Source organism: Streptomyces sp. NPDC058295 (genome assembly GCF_042880655.1).
In the GTDB taxonomy this organism is placed as follows: Bacteria; Actinomycetota; Actinomycetes; order Streptomycetales; family Streptomycetaceae; genus Streptomyces; species Streptomyces coriariae.
Genome location: NZ_JBHVYO010000009.1, coordinates 220,364 through 237,786, shown reverse-complemented (window position 1 = coordinate 237,786; position 17,423 = coordinate 220,364). Strand labels below are relative to the sequence as shown.

Below are 17,423 nucleotides of genomic sequence, written 5' to 3'. Positions count from 1 at the left end.
GCCGGAAACAGCTGCACAGCGCCCTCGATCCCGAAGGGAAAGCTGAGCACCTGTTCGGATAAATCGGGTTACGAGCGGCAGAGTTCCGAAACAATCTATTTATCGGAAGAGTTCCCGGACTTCACAGAGTCCTCCTAGTCTCTCCACAGTGCCGCGACGGATGTGACACGCCGTCGCGACAGGGGGCTCTGGGATCTGGGGGGATCTGCTTGCTCACGTCTGTCTTCATCGCTGCCGTCTCACTGGCCTTGTTCTGGATGGCGGCGTTCACCTTGTGGTGGCAGATGCACGCGTGGCGTACGCCCGAAGTGCTCGCCTCCACCCGGTTCAGCAGCCCGGACGGCGACGAACACGTCTCCTTCTCGCTGCTGCTTCCGGCACGGCACGAACAAGCCGTGCTGGACCACACCATCCAGCGCCTGCTGGAATCCGGCCACACCGACTTCGAGATCATCGTCATCGTGGGTCACGACGACCCCGAGACCACGGCGGTGGCCGAGAGCGCCGCCGAACGCGACGGGCGCGTCCGTGTCGTCGTAGACACCCACGAGAAGAAGAACAAGCCGAAGGCCATGAACACGGCGCTGCCGCACTGCCGCGGCGATGTCGTCGGGGTCTTCGACGCCGAGGACCAGGTCCATCCCGAGCTGCTCGCCCATGTCGACCACGCCTTCCGGACCACGGGGGCCGACGTCGTGCAGGGCGGGGTGCAGCTCATCAACTTCCACTCCAGCTGGTACAGCCTGCGCAACTGCCTGGAGTACTTCTTCTGGTTCCGCTCCCGGCTCCATCTGCATGCGCAGAAAGGATTCATCCCGTTGGGGGGCAACACCGTCTTCGTGCGGACGCACACCCTCAGGGAGGCCGGCGGCTGGGACCCGGACTGCCTGGCCGAGGACTGTGATCTCGGCGTCCGCCTCTCCAGCGTCGGCAAGAAGGTCGTCGTCGCCTACGACTCCGCCATGGTGACCCGGGAGGAGACCCCGGGCTCGCTCATGTCCCTGCTCAAGCAGCGCACCCGCTGGAACCAGGGCTTCCTCCAGGTCTACCGGAAGAAGGACTGGAAGCAACTCCCCGGGTTCGGGCAGCGGTTGCTGGCCCGCTACACCCTCATGACGCCCTTTCTCCAGGCGTTCTCCGGGGTCATCATCCCGCTCAACGTGGCGATCGCGCTTTTCCTCGACGTGCCCGTCGGGATCGCCTTCGTCACCTTCCTGCCGGCCGTGACGGCACTCGTCACCTTCGTCTTCGAGCTCGTCGGCCTGCACGACTTCGGCAAGCAGTACGGCCTGCGCGTCCGCCTCGTCCACTACCTCAAGCTCGTCGTGGGCGGCCCCTTCTACCAGGTCCTCCTCGCGGGAGCCGCGATGCGCGCCGTCTGGCGTGAACAACGCGGCCGCAACGACTGGGAGTTGACCTCACACGTCGGTGCGCATCTGACCGCCGCCACTCCCGGACCCGCAGCCGGGACCGCTACCGGACCCGGGGCCGCAGCCGGACCCGTTTCCGATCCCGCAGTGATCCGAGAGGACGTTCCTGCGTGACCTCCACCCTTCCCGCGGTGACCACCGGCACGGTCCCCGCGCAGCGCCGGCCTGTGCCTGATCCGCGTTCGACCGGCCGAACGGCTTCGCCGAAGCGGCTGCGCCGGTCCCGTCCCGACCTGATCCTGTGCGGCGTGCTCCTCGTGGCGATCCTCGTCGTGCAGGGCTGGAACATCGCCGACTACCCGACCCTCAGCGACGACGAGGGCACCTACCTCGCCCAGGCCTGGGCCGTCCAGGAGGGCAGGGGCCTCGCCCACTACACCTACTGGTACGACCACCCGCCCCTCGGCTGGATCCAGCTCGCCCTGCTGACCTGGATCCCCAAGCTGATCAGCCCCGACTCGATGACCGTCGGCGCGATGCGGGGCTCGATGCTCGTCATCAGCGCGGTCAGCGCCGTCCTCGTCCACGTCCTCGGGCGGCGGTTGTCCCTGCCCCGATGGGCGGCCGGGCTCGGCATGGTCCTGTTCGGGCTCTCCCCGCTCTCGGTCGTCCTCCAGCGGGAGATCTTCCTCGACAACCTCGCGGTGATGTGGACCCTGGTCGCGTTCACCCTGGCCGCCTCGCCGAGCCGCCACCTCTGGCACCACTTCGGGGCGGGCGTCGCCGCCGCGACGGCCGTGCTCACCAAGGAGACGATGCTCTTCGTCCTCCCGGCGGTCTTCGTCACCATGTGGCGGCACAGCCACCGCGACACCCGTAAGTTCGCCCTCACCGGCGCGGTCACCGCCTGTGTGCTGATCGGCCTCGCGTATCCCCTCTTCGCCCTGCTCAAGGGCGAGTTGCTGCCGGGCAGCGGTCATGTCTCCCTCTGGGACGGCATCGCCTACCAGATGACCAGGCCCGGGTCGGGCTTCATCCTCGACCAGGGCTCGGGGTCCTACGACGCGCTCCGGTCGTGGCTCTACTACGACCGGGTGCTGATCCTCGGCGGCCTCGCGGGCGCGCTGCTGCTCCTGCTCACCTGGCGCTGGTCGGTCACCGCCCGCGCCCTCGCCGGACCGTCGCTGGCGGTCGCGATCCTCGCGGTGGTCGCGATGCGGCCCAGCGGCTACCTGCCCGCGATGTACGTCATCCAGGCGCTGCCCTTCCTCGCGCTCGTCCTCGCAGGCGGCACCGCGAGCATCGCGCACGCCGTCCTGCGCAGACGGCGCGGGCCGGACGAGGCGCGGTGGCGGACCGGCGGCCGCTACGCCCTCGCGGCCGTTCTCGCCCTGGCGGCGGGCGCGTACGTCGTCCCGCGCTGGTACGACGGCGACCGCACCGCCGTCACCGCCGACGCCAACGCCCCCTACCGGGCCGCCTCCACCTGGCTGGCCACCGAGGTCGAGGACCCGGCCGACACCCGCGTCCTGGTCGACGACGCGCTCTGGCTGGACCTGGTGCACGCCGGCTACCGGCCCGGACCCGGGGCCATCTGGTTCTACAAGGCCGACCTCGACCCCGCCGTCACCAAGACCCTGCCGAACGGCTGGCGGGACATCGACTACGTCGTCGCCTCGCCGACCGTCCGGCGGGACGCGAGCGACCTGCCGCAGGTCGGGGCGGCCCTCGAACACTCGACGCCGGTTGCCACCTTCGGCTCCGGTGAGGACCGGATCGAGATCCGGCGGATCCAGACCGACTCCGGAGGCGTCCGATGAGCCACGAATACACCGAGTACAGCGCCCCCGTCCCCGATCTGAGTGCCGCCCAGCTCGCCGAGCCCGGCGCGGTCACCATCGTCGTACCGACCTTCAACGAGTCGGCGAACATCCGCCAACTGCTGCACCGGATCACCGAGTCGGTGCCGTCCCGGCTGCCCTGCGAGGTCGTCTTCGTGGACGACTCCACCGACGACACCCCCGAGGTCATCCGGGACGCGGCGCGCGACTGCCCCTTCCCGGTGACCGTGCTGCACCGGGAGGAACCGGTCGGCGGGCTCGGGGGCGCGGTCGTCGAGGGGATGAAGGCGGCCGGGTCGGACTGGATCGTCGTCATGGACGGCGACTGCCAGCATCCCCCGTCCCTGGTACCGGAGTTGGTGGCCACCGGGGAGCGGTCGAACGCCGGGCTCGTCGTCGCCTCCCGGTACATCAAGGGCGGCAGCCGCGCCGGGCTCGCGGGCAGCTACCGGGTGGCCGTCTCCCGCGGGGCGACCTGGCTCACCAAGTCCCTGTTTCCCCGGAAGCTGCGCGGGATCAGCGATCCGATGAGCGGCTTCTTCGCGATCCGGCGCAGCGCGGTCACCGCCGAGGTCCTCAAGCCGCTCGGCTACAAGATCCTTCTCGAACTCGCCGTCCGCAGCCGCCCGCGCGCGGTCGGCGAGGTGCCGTTCGTCTTCGAGGAGCGCTTCGCCGGCGAGTCCAAGTCGAGCGCGCGGGAGGGCTTCCGCTTCCTGCGTCACCTGGTCGGGCTGCGCACCGCCTCGCCGGTCGCCCGCATGGTCGGCTTCGGGCTGATCGGGGCGACCGGGTTCCTGCCCAACCTGCTGGGGCTGTGGGCCCTCACCGTCGCCGGACTGCACTACGTGCCGGCCGAGATCCTCGCCAACCAGCTCGGCGTCGCCTGGAACTTCGTCCTCATCGAGCATCTGCTGTTCCGCGACCGCCGGGCCCATCGCCGCTGGTGGGACAGGGTCGGCCGGTTCGCGCTGCTCGCCAACGCCGATCTGGTGCTGCGCATCCCGCTGATCGCGCTGTTCGTGCACCGGTTCGGGATGGGCGCGCTGTCCGCGACCGCGCTGGCGCTGGTGACGACGTTCGTCGTGCGCTTCGCCGGGACCGAAGCGCTGGTCTACCTCCCCCGCGGAGGGCCGCGGGGAAGCCGCACCGCAGGGAGAGCCGTGTGAACAGACGCCGTAGACGGGTGGCGATGCTGGCGGTGACGGGCCTCACCGGAGGCCTGTTGCTGGCCGGGCCGCAGCCCGCGTCCGCCGCCAACCTCGTTCAGAACGCCGGTTTCGAGACGTCCGGTACGGACGGCATGCCGGCCTGCTGGGAGAAGTCCGGCTGGGGCGACAACGACTTCACCTTCGCGCACACCTCGGACGCGCACACCGGCGCCAAGGCGATGAAGGTGACGCTGACCCGCCGGGTCGACGGCGACCGCAAGGCGCTGATCACCGAGTCGGCGGCGTGCGCGCCCGCGGTGACCGTCGGCAAGCAGTACGACCTGTCGCTCTGGTACAGGTCGACGACCCCCGACACCTCCGTCACCCTCTTCCGGCACGACGCGACGGCGGGCTGGCAGTACTGGACGGACCTCAAGACGCTGGACATGGCGTCCGCGTACACCCAGGCCACCGTCCGCACCCCCGCGGTGCCGGCCGGCACCGACCGCATCACCTGGGGCGTCTCCGTCTACGGGACCGGCTCGGTGACCACCGACGACTACGCGATGGACCAGGTACCGGACGTCCTGCCGCCCGCGACCTGCACCGGCACCGCCGACACCTGCGCCAACGGCCGCTGGGACGTGCTGCCCACGCGGAACCCGGTGCGCTCCATGCACTCCGTCGTCCTCAACAACGGCAAGGTGCTGCTGATCGCCGGCTCCGGCAACAGCGAGGAGCAGTTCGGCGCGGGCACGTTCACGTCGGCGGTGTACGACCCGGCGACCGGCAGTTACAAGGTCGTCCCCACGCCGAAGGACATGTTCTGTTCCGGGCATGTGCAGCTTCAGGACGGGCGCGTCCTCGTGATGAGCGGCAACAAGGCCTATCCGGTGGTGGGCGGGCACGGCTACGAGGGCTTCAAGGACTCGTACGTCTTCGATCCCGTCACCGAGACGTACAGCAGGACCAACGACATGAACGACGGCCACTGGTACCCGTCGGCCACCGTCCTGGGCAACGGTGACGTGCTGTCCTTCGGCGGGCTGCGCGAGGACTCGACCGGATCGGTGACGGCCGAGCTGTTCTCGCAGGCCGAGCAGCGGTGGCAGCCGCTGTGGAAGGTCAACCAGACCTGGTCGTACTGGGGTCTGTACCCGTCGATGATCCTGATGCAGGACGGCCGCCTCTTCTACTCGGGCAGCCATGTCTTCGGCAACAACATCCCGGGCACGGGTTCGGCGGTCTACGACTACGACGCCAACACGGTCACCCAGATCCCCGGCCTGCAGAACAAGGACCAGCGCGACCAGTCGGCGAGCGTCCTGTTGCCTCCGGCGCAGGACCAGCGGGTCCTCACCCTCGGCGGCGGCAACATCGACTCCAACCCGGACGGCAACCGGCTCACCGACATCATCGACCTGAAGGCCGCGAACCCGTCGTACGTCGCCGGGCCGCCGCTACCGCAGGGCACCGTCGACCTCGGCAACGGTCCGGTGGCCGAGACCGGCGCGCAGGGCAAGATGTACGTGTCCGCCGTGCTGCTGCCCGACGGCAAGGTGCTGGAGACGGGTGGCGCGCTGCACAACCGGGCCGACCCGGTCTTCGAGTCGTCGCTCTACGACCCCGGCACGAACACCTTCGATCCCGTCGCCGCCGACCCGCAGGCCCGCGGCTACCACTCGTCCTCCTTCCTGCTGCCCGACGGCCGGGTGATGTCGACCGGCGACAACCCGGGCAACGGCACCTGGAACCACAACGTGTCGATCTACACCCCGCCCTATCTGCTCAAGGGCGCCCGGCCGGCGATCACGTCGGTCATCGACACGGAGTGGACGTACGGCGACACCCAGCGCATCACGGTCGACCGGCCCATCGCCAAGGCGGAGCTGATCCGCCCGGCGGCGGTGACCCACTCCTCCGACCCGAACCAGCGCTTCGTCGATCTCCCGCTGTCCGTCGACGGCAACAACGTCGACCTCAACGTGACGAGCAACCCGAACCTGGCGCCGCCCGGCTGGTACATGCTCTTCGCGGTGGACGCGAACGGGGTGCCGTCGGTGGCGAAGTGGGTGCACCTCCAGGGCCCGGCCGGGCTGAGCGCGGACTCCGCGTCGACGTTCTCGGTGTCCTCGGGGGCGTCGGGCACCGAGGCCGCACCGCACGTGCACTCCTTCGCCGACGACCTGACCGGCAAGGTCACCGGCCCCGGCAGGAAGCGGACCTCGCAAGCGGTCGGCCCGACCGTCTCCGGCTGCGACCGGCACTACGGCTCGATCAACGTGTGCGTGCCGACGGCGTTCCCGGCGACGGTGAAGAAGACGACGGCCGCCCGCTGTTCCTGGCTCGGGGCCAAGGACTACGGGCGGCTGAAGGTCAACGGCAAGGACGACCCGCTGGGGCTCGACCCCGACCGGGACGGCCTCGCGTGCGGGAAGGGCGACCTGCGCAGGGGCTAGGGCAGGCCCGGTCCCGCGGACTCCGCCAGGGCGCGCTCCACGATGGCCACCAGCTGCTCGTGGTGCGCGCCCTTCCAGTACGCGCGCCCGCAGGACAGGCACTGCGCGAACACGTCGTACGACTGCCGCGTGCCGTGGCGCAGCTGGTCGGCGACCTCCTCCTTGGTGGCCTTGCGCAGCAGACCGTTGCAGGCGGTGCACCGCGTCCAGGGAAGCAGCTCGGGCGCGAACCGGTCGAGGACGTCGCGGAGCTGCTCCTCGGGATCGGTGCTGTAGACGTACGCGCCCGCCCACAGTTCGCGCCGCCGCAGCAGGCCCCGGTCCCGGCTCAGCATGACGCGCTGTTCGGCCGCCGACCGGGTGGCGAGCGCCGGGTCGCCGATGTCGGTCGACTCGTACGCCGTGTCCACGCCGAGCAGACGCATCCGGCGGGCCAGGGTGCCGAGGTGGACGTCGAGGAGGAAGCGCAGCGGCGCCTCCGGGATCCGCTGGGGGCGGGCCACCGGGCGGACGGTCACCGACTCGCCGGCGGAGGGGATGTGCGAGACCGGTACCGCACGGCCGTCGACGAGCAGGGTGCCGACCTCGGTGAGGGGCACCCCGAGCGACTCGACGACATGGCCGAGGGTGGAGACGCCGTCCACGGCGAGCGCGGTGGCTCCGGCCCGCCGCGCTTGCGGGACGAACAGGGCCAGCTCCGGGGCGACTTCGACACGGATCTCGAATGCGTTCACCTGGTCAGGATGGCACGGGGGAGGGTCGGGGGCTCAGCGGTTTTCGTTGCTCAGGCCGTGCTCCAGGACGTCCAGGGTGCGGTCGAGGAGGGCGCCGAAGTCGTCCTCGTGGCCGTGCTCGCCCCAGTACAGGGCCGTCTCCATCAGGCCGCCGAGCAGGGACATGGTGTAGACGCGGACCTCCAGGCTGTCGGGGTCGCGGCCGGTGCGCTCGCCGATCGCGACGCAGAGCATGCGGCCGAGGACCGACATGCTCTCCATCATCCGCGAGCGCACCGCCGGAACCTGGACCATCAGATGGGTGCGCAGCCGGGCCGTCTCCGGGTCCTCGTCGAAGCCCATGCGGGCCCCTTCTCGCATCACGTACCGCATGGTGTCCGCCACCGCCTCGTGGGCGGGCCGGGAGCGCAGCAGCGCCAGCAGGATCGGGTCCTGCTCATCGGTGAGGATGATGTCTTCCTTGGTCGGGAAGTAGCGGAAGACGGTCGACGGCGACACCTCGGCGCGCTCGGCGATCTGGTCGATCGTCGTGGCTTCGTACCCCTGCTCCTCGACCAGCGCGTAGGTCGCGGCGCGGATCGCCTCGCGGGTCTTGGTCTTCTTGCGCTCCCGGAGACCCGGCTGGGGTGAGGGGTGGTCGGCGGGAGAGCTGATGCGTGCGGCCGTCATGGGCTCATTGTCGGGCATCGGCCGTGGGGGTGACCAAGCCGGGACCGGCGTCCTCGGCCCCGCCCTCCACCGCACCGGTCTCCTCGACCTGCGCGGTTCCCGGCAGGAACGCGGCCGCCAGCAGCGCGGAGGCCAGGGCGGCGATGCCGCACACGAGCAGCACCAGGCTCATGCCGTGGACGTAGGCGGAGTTCGCGGAGGAGGCGAGATCGGTCAGGTTCGCCTTCTCGGCGATCACATGGGCGGCGACCACCGAGTCCCCGGCGCTGTCGGCGGCCCCCGCGGGCAGACCGGTGACGTCGAGGCGGTCGCGGAAGGCGCTCGCGAGCAGGCTGCCGAGCAGCGCGATGCCGATGGCCGCGCCGACCTGGCGCAGGGTCATCAGCAGGCCGGAGCCGCTGCCGGCGCGGTCGGTGGGCAGGGTGCCCAGGGCGCCGGCCATCGCGGGCACGATCGAGAAGCCGAAGCCGAACCCGACGATCGACAGCCACAGCGCGGTGAAGCCGTAGCCGGAGTCGACCGTCGTCCGGCTGCCCAGCAGCATGGCGAAGGCCAGCACCACCAGGCCCGCGCTCACCACGGCCCGTGCCCCGAACCGGACCACGACGGGCTGCGCGGCCCGCGCGGCGACGATCAGACCGCCCATCATCGGCAGCAGCCGCACCCCGGTGCCGAGGGCGTCGTTGCCGAGGACGGCCTGGAGGTACTGCGGCAGGACGAACAGCAGGCCGGACAGCACGAACATGAGCAGCGTCGCCGCGAGCGTGTTGAACAGGAAGCCGCGGTGGGCGAGCAGCCCCATGTCGAGCATGGGCCGCGCGGCCCGGCGCTCGCGCAGGACCAGCGCGGTGATCAGTACGACGGCCGTGGCGTCCATCGCGAGGACCAGCGGGTCGCCCCAGCCCCGGGTCGGCGCCTCGATGATCGCGTAGATGAGGGCGCCGAGACCGGCGGCGGTGAGCGCGGTGGAGACGATGTCGACCTTGGGGGAGGCCGGGTCGCGGGTCTCGGGCAGCAGGAAGACGCAGGCGGCGATGCCGATCGCGGCCATCGGGATGTTGATGAGGAAGACCGAGCCCCACCAGAAGTGGTTGAGCAGCCAACCGCCGATGATCGGCCCGAGCGGCAGGCCCAGTGTCGAGCCGGCCGAGACGATGCCGACGGCCTTGGTGCGCTCTTCGGGCGCGAACAGCGAGGGCAGCACCGACAGTGCGAGCGGTGTGACCAGCGCGGCCCCGACGCCCATCACGGCGCGGGCGCCGATCACCGCGTTCACGTCCCCGGCCAGGGCGCCGACCAGCGAGCCGCCGAGGAAGATCCCCAGCCCGGTGATCAGCATGTTCCGTCGGCCGAAGCGGTCGCCCAGCAGTCCGGCCGGGAGCATCAGCGCCGCGAAGACGACGATGTACGCGTCCGCCATCCACTGCTGCTGACCTGTGCCGGCGCCGAGCTGTTCCGCCATCGTCGGGAGGGCCACATTGAGGATCGTCGTGTCGAAGCCGAGCGTGAGCATGCTCGCGACCAGGGCCCCCAGGGCCCACCAGCGGCGGGGGTCGGGCCCCACCGCAGCAGAGTTCGTGACAGTAGCCATGAAATGAGAGTAGCTCTCAAAAGATGGTGCGTGTCAATCGATATGGACTCCCGGTATGCGGAACCCGCGCACAAAAAAGGGCCACGGCTCGGAAGCCGTGGCCCGGGGGAGGCGGAAAAGTGGTGTTACCCGTGCTGGTATGCCACCAGCGAGATGCCGACGTAGTGCACGACGAACGCGGCGAGGGTCAGCGAGTGGAAGACCTCGTGGAAGCCGAACCAGCGCGGTGACGGGTTGGGGCGCTTGATGCCGTAGATCACGCCGCCCGCGCTGTAGAGGAGCCCGCCGACGATCACCAGGACCATGACGGCGATGCCGCCCGCCCGCATGAAGTCCGGCAGGAAGAAGACGGCGGCCCAGCCCATCGCGATGTAGCAGGGGGTGTAGAGCCAGCGCGGGGCGCCGACCCAGAACACCCGGAAGGCGATGCCCGCGATCGCCGCGGCCCAGATGCTCCACAGCAGCCACTGCCCCTTCGACTCCGGCAGGAGCAGCAGGGTGAGCGGTGTGTAGGTGCCCGCGATGATCAGGAAGATGTTCGCGTGGTCGAGTCTGCGCAGGACGCCGTCCATCCGCGGGCTCCAGTCGCCGCGGTGGTAGAGGGCGCTCACCCCGAACAGCAGGCAGGCCGTCAGGGCGAAGATTCCGCAGGCGATGCGGCCGCGGGACGAGTCCGCCAGGGCGGTGAGGACCAGCCCGGAGACGAGAGCGGCCGGAAACATGCCGAGGTGCAACCAGCCGCGGAGCTTGGGCTTGATCTCTTCCGACAGGGAGTGCGCGACGGACGCGGGGCCGGCGGCCGGCGAGTCCGTGGGCGCGTCGGGGACGGACGCAGTCATGGGCGAATCGTACCTACGGAACCGTAACTTACGCGTCACCGCGGCATGTCCGGGAGTGGAGAGTGGCCATCGTCTCACGGGGGCCGGGCCGGGCCGGGTCAAAGGGTCGTCGGCTGAACGTCATGTGGACGCAAAACGTCGGGTCTACACGTGGCCATCCTCACTCCGCTCACCTGTGAGGCCCTCTGGACATATGGGCGGTACCATCGGATGATCAAATGAGTGCGGTCGACACCGGATGAGCGCCAAGGTCATCATCCGAAGCATCCGGGTCGCAGCCCCCACGGGGCCTCCAAACAAAAAATCCCTCATTTAGGAGCAATCGTGGCGCGCGACATCGCGGCTCCCCCCGTCATCCCCACCGACCACCAGGAACTCGTCTCCTGGGTGAACGAGATCGCCGAACTGACGCAGCCGGACAACGTGGTCTGGTGTGACGGATCCGAGGCCGAGTACGAGCGACTGTGCGAGGAGCTCGTCGAGAAGGGCACCTTCAAGCGGCTCGACCCGGTGCAGCGCCCGAACTCCTACTACGCCGCCTCCGACCCCACCGACGTCGCCCGCGTCGAGGACCGCACCTTCATCTGCTCCGAGCAGGAGAAGGACGCCGGCCCGACCAACCACTGGAAGGCGCCCGCCGAGATGCGGGAGATCTTCTCGGGGGAGAAGGGGCTGTTCCGCGGCTCCATGCGCGGCCGCACGATGTACGTCGTCCCCTTCTGCATGGGCCCGCTGGGCTCCGACCTCTCCGCGATCGGCGTCGAGATCACCGACTCCGCCTACGTCGCCGTGTCCATGCGCACCATGACCCGCATGGGACAGCCGGTGCTGGACGAACTCGGCACCGACGGCTTCTTCGTGCGTGCCGTGCACACGCTCGGAGCGCCGCTGGCCGAGGGCGAGGCCGACGTCCCGTGGCCCTGCAACAGCACCAAGTACATCTCGCACTTCCCCGAGAGCCGCGAGATCTGGTCCTACGGCTCCGGCTACGGCGGCAACGCCCTGCTCGGCAAGAAGTGCTACGCCCTGCGCATCGCGTCCGTCATGGCCCGCGACGAGGGCTGGCTCGCCGAGCACATGCTGATCCTCAAACTGACCCCGCCGCAGGGCGAGTCCAAGTACGTCGCCGCCGCCTTCCCGAGCGCCTGCGGCAAGACCAACCTCGCCATGCTGGAGCCCACCGTCTCCGGCTGGACCGTGGAGACCATCGGCGACGACATCGCCTGGATGCGGTTCGGCGAGGACGGCCGGCTGTACGCCATCAACCCCGAGGCCGGCTTCTTCGGCGTGGCGCCCGGCACCGGTGAACACACCAACGCCAACGCGATGAAGACCCTCTGGGGCAACTCGGTCTTCACCAACGTCGCCCTCACCGACGACAACGACATCTGGTGGGAGGGCATGACGGAGGAGACTCCCGCCCACCTCACCGACTGGAAGGGCAACGACTGGACGCCGGAGTCCGGTACCCCCGCCGCCCACCCCAACGCCCGCTTCACCGTCCCCGCCGCGCAGTGCCCGATCATCGCGCCCGAGTGGGAGGACCCCAGGGGCGTGCCGATCTCGGCGATCCTCTTCGGCGGCCGACGCGCCTCCGCGGTCCCGCTGGTGACGGAGTCCTTCGACTGGAACCACGGCGTCTTCCTCGGCGCCAACGTGGCCTCCGAGAAGACCGCCGCCGCCGAGGGCAAGGTCGGCGAGCTGCGCCGCGACCCCTTCGCCATGCTGCCGTTCTGCGGCTACAACATGGGCGACTACATGGGCCACTGGGTCGACGTCGCCAAGGGCAAGGACCAGTCGAAGCTGCCGAAGATCTACTACGTCAACTGGTTCCGCAAGAACGAGGCGGGCAAGTTCGTCTGGCCCGGCTTCGGCGAGAACAGCCGCGTGCTGAAGTGGATCGTGGAGCGCCTGGACGGCAAGGCCGAGGGCGTCGAGACCCCGATCGGCATTCTGCCGACCAAGGACGCCCTCGACACCAAGGGCCTCGAACTGGCCGACTCCGACCTGGAGTTCCTCCTCACCGTGGACAAGGAGGTCTGGCGCGAGGAGGCCTCCCTGGTCCCCGAGCACCTCAACACCTTCGGCGACCACACCCCGAAGGAACTGTGGGACGAGTACCGCGCGCTGGTGCAGCGCCTGGGCTGAAGCCCACCGAGAACTCCGCGGCCGGCACGGGATTGCCCTGACCAGTGATCGTCACGGCCGGCCGCGGTGCGATGCGGCGAGCCGCGTACAACGGCGTACGTGGCCATGGGCCTGTCGTCGTCTCCCCGTCCGCCCCGACGAGGAGACGACGGCAGGCCTTCGCCTAATGGCCCCTGTCCTCCAGATACCGCGTGTGCGTCTCCTGCCGCCGCGCCTCGGTCTCCCTCAGTGCCGCCGCCAGCCGCTCCGCCTCGTCCTGCAGCAGGCCCAGCTGGCGTTCCAGGTGCCGCTCCGGGGGTTCCTGGCCTGGCGCCATCCGGGTCCACCAGCGCGTCCGGACGAAGCTGTCGACGGCCTCGGGCAGGTCCTGCCGTACGGTCCGGGAGAGCGCGTGGACGCCCTCCGGGTCCTGGGCGAGGACCTCGGCGACCCAGCCGGGCTCCAGCAGCGCGGCCAGCAGGCCGGTGAGTTCGGTGAGACGGCCGGCGGCGGCCGGCGGCAGCTCGATCTCCGCGAGATACCCGCCGAGCCGCTCGAAGTCGTCGCGCAACGCGTCCAGCTGGGCCGACGGATCCGGGAAGTCGGGCAGCGGCGGCCGCTCCGGCGGGGCCACCAGCGCTCCCGCGCCGTAGAGACCGACCACCACGACGGGCCAGTACGCGCCCGCAGCCCCCGTGAAGGTCAGCACCAGACCGGCCAGTCCGGCCGCACTGCCCGCGATGTTCTTGCGGGACTCCAGGTACCCGACGAACCTACTGGTAGCCACGGATCTCCTCGAAGGCGCCGTCCAGCGAGCCCTGCTGCGCGTCGAAGAGCCGGCCGCCGGTCAGGTCGGCGATGTGCTCCAGTTCCGCGCGGTCGGAGTCGCCGAAGAGGATGGGGAAGACGGGGATCCGCTTTCCGGCCGGGGTGAGGTCGTCCCGGTAGAAGGCGTCGAAGTCGTCGGCGTCGTCGCCCTTGGTGTTCTCGCCGTCCGTCATCAGCACGATGGAGGTGAAGGCGTCCCGGTCGGTGCCCAGCTGGTCGTAGGCCTTCTCCAGCGAGGTGTAGATCGCGGTCTCGCCGTCGGCCGTGAGTTCCTTGGTGTCCTCGCGGATCGCGGCCAGTCCGGTCTGCGGGTCGGCGGGGCTGACGACATGCGTGGCGACGCTCTTCACGTCCGACCCGAACGGCATCAGCGTCACCTCCTCGCGGTCGCGGAAGTCACCGGTGAGGTCGGCGAGGGCGTCCTTCAGCCGGCTGAGCCGGTCGCCCTCCATAGAGCCGGAGGTGTCGAGGACGTACACGGTCCGCGACGGCCGGCGCAGCTCGTTCTCGTAGGCGTCGAGCAGCCCGTCGGCGACGGAGCGGCTGCCGGGGAAGGGCAGTTCGCGCCGGCGGGTGGTGTCGAGGCCGGCCGCGGGCGGCACGGAGGCGACGACCGGGCGGCGGTGCGTCCGGGTGGTGATCAGCCGCTGGACGGCCTCGGTGCGCAGGGCGTCGGTGACCCGCTTGACGTCCTTGCGGGTCGCCGCGTCGGTCGCGGCGAGGGAGGAGAGCGGGTAGTCGGCGGTGACGACCCCGTCCGTGGGGCGGATCACGGTCAGCCCCGGGACGCCCTTCAGTACGGACTCGTAGTTGAGCAGCGCGTCGACGTCACCGCGCCGGGTGTACGCGCTCGCCAGCCAGCCCGACGACCCCGAGGTCAGCTGCTGCCCCTTGAAGAACTCCTTCAGCCTCGGCGTCGCCTTCGTGACGTCCGCGTCGGTGAGCGCCGACTGGGCTCCCGAGAGCGCCGAGGCGACCGAGATCAGCGTGGCGAAGCCGGAGTGGGAGCGGGCCGGGTCGGTCATGCCGTAGGTGAGCTCGCCGTCCTGGACGGCCTGCTCGATCTGCGACCAGGTGACCTGGCCGGACGTCCAGCCGAGGGCGCCGAGCTTGGCGGTCTTCACCCCGAGGGCCACCGGGCTCGACATGATCGGCGTCTCCGACACGACCTTCTTCGCCGCGTCCGGGCGCAGCCGCAGATAGTCGTCGGAGGACAGCCACACGGCGTCGTACTTCCCGTCGGTGCCGCCCTTCGCCAGCAGGTTCACGGCGTCCAGGGTGCCCATGTACGTCGGTCTGACCTTGACGCCGGTGTCCTTGCGGACCTGTTCGAGCACCGGCGCCATGTCGCTCAGCTCGCTGGAGGCGAGGATCCGCAGGGTGCCGGGTTCGGGCGCGTCGGGGTCATCGGCGTCGCTCTGCGCCGAGCAGGCGGTCAGCAGGAGGGCGAGGGCCGTCCACGCGAGGAGGGAACGTCTCATGCGAGCCCGCCTTCCAGGGCGCCCCGCGAGCGGCTGCGGTCCAGATAGGTGCTCGCCTGCTGGAGTTCGGCCGTCAGGCTCTCCACGGTCACCGCCATCGCCTCGGTGGCCTGCACCTTGTAGGTGTCGATGGCGTCGAGGGTGCGGTAGATCTGCTGGAAGGCGGAGCGCAGGGTCTCGGCGCCGACCGCCGGATCGGCGGCGATGCGCTGGATCTCCCCGCTCTGGGTCGCCAGCATCTCCGCGTTGCCCCGGATGAGGTCCTCGGTGGTGCCGCGCAGCGCGTTGACCTGCTCGATGACCTTCTTCTGGTGGTCCAGGGCGGAGGCCAGCATCACGGAGATGCGCAGGGCCGCGACCGTGGTCGTGGCCGCTCGGTCGACGCCCTTGATCAGCTCGTCGTTGTTGCGGCGTACGACGTCCATGGCGAGGTAGCCCTGCGCGCAGACCGCGAGCTGGGTGAGCAGGTCCTGGTGCTTCTGCCGGACCGGGAAGAGGACGTCGGCGCGCAGGCCGTCGGCCCGCTCGGGGTCGGTGGCCTCGGCGTCGGCGATCCGCTGTCCGACCGCCGCGTCCAGGGCGTCGGTCAGGACGACGTACTCCTGGAGCTTGCCCATCGTCTCCCAGAGCCGGACGCGCTCGGTCTGCAGCGCGGCGTTGTCGCGCCGCAGTTCGTCCTGGCCGCCGCGCAGCGAGCCCACGATCCGGTTGAGCGTGCCCTGCGCGGAGGCGTACTTGGCGACGTGGTCACGCAGCTTGTTCCCGCCGGGCAGCCGGGACAGGAACTTCCGTCCCTTGGACGCCGGCAGGTCACGCGGGTCCAAATCCTCGACCACCCGCCGGAGTTCGACGAGCGAGCCCGCGACCTGCGACTGGGCGTCCCCGCCCTTGTCCGGCAGGCTTCTGATGGTCCGTTCCAGCATGCGGTTGGACTGCGCGGCGGCCGTGCGCATCTCACCGGCGCCGAGCGCGGTGATCTCGCCGACCTTGCCGGCGAACTCGGGCGAGCGGGCGTCGAGCGCGGCGAGCCCCTCGACATACGCGGCGGCCTTGGTGGCCATGTCCGTACGGACGGCGTCGTCGACGGGCACGAGCCCGCCGGCCTTCTCGCGCGGCACCGCGGCGACGGCCTCGGGCGGCGTGAGGGTGAAGGTGCTGTCGTCGGTCATGTGCTGATCCCCCTATCCGCGCGCCCGTCGCGCCAGCTCGTGCAGCACCGTGGAGGTGGGCACGGGCGCCTGGCGGACGCCGGTCAGTTCCTGCTTGAGGTAGGTGGTGGCCGAGGCGAACTCGGCGGTGACGCCCTGCGGACGGAATCCGTGCCGGATCTCCAGCTTGCGCAACCCCGGTTCGGTGGACAGGAGTTGGGCGAGCGCCCGGCCGTCCTCGGTGAGCGGTACGGCGGTGTGGTCGCTGTTGACGGTGGTGTCCGGGTAGAGCACCACCAGGTCGTCCGGCTGCTGCCCGTTTGCGAGGAGCGAGGCGACCTGCGACTCGTAGACCAGGACGAGCGGGTTGCCGGCGCCGCTGACGAAGTCCCGGAAGGCCGCGTCCGTGCTGGACTGCTGGGCGCCCTGGACGCTGACCAGCTTGTGCAGCAGGGGTGCCGTGCGCCCGATCTCGGCGTCGCTCGCGACCACCTTGCCGCCGTTGTCCACGTAGGACGCGGCGGCCAGGTAGAGGGCGCCCGAGCTGGAGGTCTCCGGGTCGGTGCTCGACAGGTAGAGGGTGCCGGTCAACTCCCCGTACTTCGCGGCCCCCTTGAGCTGCTGCCAGGTCCGGTCGGCGCGAGCCGCGTCGAGGTAGGCGGCCATCTTCAGCGTGCCGCGGTGGTCGGCGTCCAGCGTCGCCAGGCCGTTGCCCGCGAGCACCCCGGCGGCGTTCTTGTGCGCCACGACGACGAGCGGCGAGTAGAAGGGGCGCGGGAGGGTGCCGCTCACCTTGTACTTCGCGGCGAGCTCGACGGCGGGCGCCTGGCTGCTAGGGAACGCGAGGTCGTACCCCTTGAGGTCCAGCCCCTCCATGGCCCAGGACCCGGAGGTCTCGGCCTCGACGGCGTAGCCCTTGGCGGCGAGGGCCTTCACCACGTCCGGGTCGGCGAAGAACTCCGCCTTCTCCGACCCGATCACCATCCGCACGGTCTTCGTTGCCGTGCCCTTGTCCTCATCACTGCGGCCCGCGACGACGGCGACCACCACACCCGCCATCAGCAGTACCGCGAGGACGATTCCTGCGATTCGTCTCACAAAGGGAGCGTGCTCGCGGAACCCCACATTCCCGGGTGGTCCGGGTGAACGGGGAGTGAAGGGGGTGCCCCGGAACGCAACAGGAAGGGG

At 70.3% G+C, this 17,423-nt stretch carries 13 protein-coding genes; 5 read left to right on the top strand and 8 right to left on the bottom strand.

Translation table 11 applies throughout. The features are described from left to right. The first annotated feature begins 209 nt into the window (after positions 1 to 209). The 4 genes from ACFVYS_RS12680 to ACFVYS_RS12665 are packed head-to-tail and all read left to right on the top strand — an operon-like array spanning position 210 to position 6,818. Entirely contained in the window at positions 210 to 1,544 is a 1,335-nt protein-coding gene (locus ACFVYS_RS12680) for a glycosyltransferase (RefSeq protein ID WP_389501435.1), read from the top strand. Further along, entirely contained in the window at positions 1,541 to 3,190 is a 1,650-nt protein-coding gene (locus tag ACFVYS_RS12675) for an ArnT family glycosyltransferase (protein ID WP_389501433.1), read from the top strand. The genes ACFVYS_RS12680 and ACFVYS_RS12675 overlap by 4 nt, the downstream gene beginning before the upstream one ends. Continuing rightward, positions 3,187 to 4,377, top strand: a complete 1,191-nt coding sequence (locus ACFVYS_RS12670) for a glycosyltransferase (RefSeq protein ID WP_389501431.1) — start codon at positions 3,187 to 3,189, stop codon at positions 4,375 to 4,377. The genes ACFVYS_RS12675 and ACFVYS_RS12670 overlap by 4 nt, the downstream gene beginning before the upstream one ends. A 23-nt stretch (positions 4,378 to 4,400) precedes the next feature. Continuing rightward, entirely contained in the window at positions 4,401 to 6,818 is a 2,418-nt protein-coding gene (locus tag ACFVYS_RS12665) for a galactose oxidase-like domain-containing protein (RefSeq protein ID WP_389501460.1), read from the top strand. On the opposite strand, the gene ACFVYS_RS12660 is transcribed toward ACFVYS_RS12665, so the two are convergent. The 4 genes from ACFVYS_RS12660 to ACFVYS_RS12645 form a co-directional block, all read right to left on the bottom strand. Next, positions 6,815 to 7,552 (bottom strand): Mut7-C RNAse domain-containing protein, encoded by a 738-nt coding sequence (locus ACFVYS_RS12660; RefSeq protein ID WP_389501429.1) that lies wholly within the window; start codon positions 7,550 to 7,552, stop codon positions 6,815 to 6,817. The genes ACFVYS_RS12665 and ACFVYS_RS12660 overlap by 4 nt on opposite strands. 33 nt (positions 7,553 to 7,585) lie before the next feature. Next, positions 7,586 to 8,221, bottom strand: coding sequence for a TetR/AcrR family transcriptional regulator (locus ACFVYS_RS12655; protein ID WP_389501427.1), 636 nt, complete (start codon positions 8,219 to 8,221; stop codon positions 7,586 to 7,588). 4 nt (positions 8,222 to 8,225) lie between these two features. Continuing rightward, entirely contained in the window at positions 8,226 to 9,812 is a 1,587-nt protein-coding gene (locus ACFVYS_RS12650; protein WP_389501425.1) for a DHA2 family efflux MFS transporter permease subunit, read from the bottom strand. A 125-nt stretch (positions 9,813 to 9,937) separates the two neighbouring features. Further along, complete coding sequence (locus ACFVYS_RS12645; protein ID WP_020128078.1) at positions 9,938 to 10,651, bottom strand: hemolysin III family protein; 714 nt, start codon at positions 10,649 to 10,651, stop codon at positions 9,938 to 9,940. A gap of 324 nt (positions 10,652 to 10,975) precedes the next feature. Here ACFVYS_RS12645 and ACFVYS_RS12640 point away from each other — a divergent pair, with 324 nt between their 5' ends. Further along, positions 10,976 to 12,799, top strand: a complete 1,824-nt coding sequence (locus ACFVYS_RS12640; RefSeq protein WP_389501423.1) for a phosphoenolpyruvate carboxykinase (GTP) — start codon at positions 10,976 to 10,978, stop codon at positions 12,797 to 12,799. 163 nt (positions 12,800 to 12,962) lie between these two features. On the opposite strand, the gene ACFVYS_RS12635 is transcribed toward ACFVYS_RS12640, so the two are convergent. From ACFVYS_RS12635 to ACFVYS_RS12620, 4 genes are read right to left on the bottom strand one after another with little or no spacing between them, the layout of a single operon-like run. Continuing rightward, complete coding sequence (locus ACFVYS_RS12635; protein ID WP_389501422.1) at positions 12,963 to 13,565, bottom strand: hypothetical protein; 603 nt, start codon at positions 13,563 to 13,565, stop codon at positions 12,963 to 12,965. Next, positions 13,552 to 15,087 carry a substrate-binding domain-containing protein gene (locus ACFVYS_RS12630; protein WP_389501420.1) on the bottom strand — a complete coding sequence of 512 codons (1,536 nt, stop codon included), beginning with the start codon at positions 15,085 to 15,087 and terminating at the stop codon, positions 13,552 to 13,554. Before ACFVYS_RS12630 ends, ACFVYS_RS12635 begins: the two co-directional genes overlap by 14 nt. Next, the gene (locus tag ACFVYS_RS12625) at positions 15,084 to 16,256 is read right to left on the bottom strand and encodes a toxic anion resistance protein (protein ID WP_389501418.1); all 1,173 of its coding nucleotides are present in this window, start codon (positions 16,254 to 16,256) and stop codon (positions 15,084 to 15,086) included. Before ACFVYS_RS12625 ends, ACFVYS_RS12630 begins: the two co-directional genes overlap by 4 nt. A 12-nt stretch (positions 16,257 to 16,268) precedes the next feature. Then, positions 16,269 to 17,333, bottom strand: a complete 1,065-nt coding sequence (locus tag ACFVYS_RS12620) for a hypothetical protein (RefSeq protein ID WP_389501417.1) — start codon at positions 17,331 to 17,333, stop codon at positions 16,269 to 16,271. Between the last annotated feature and the right edge of the window lie 90 nt (positions 17,334 to 17,423).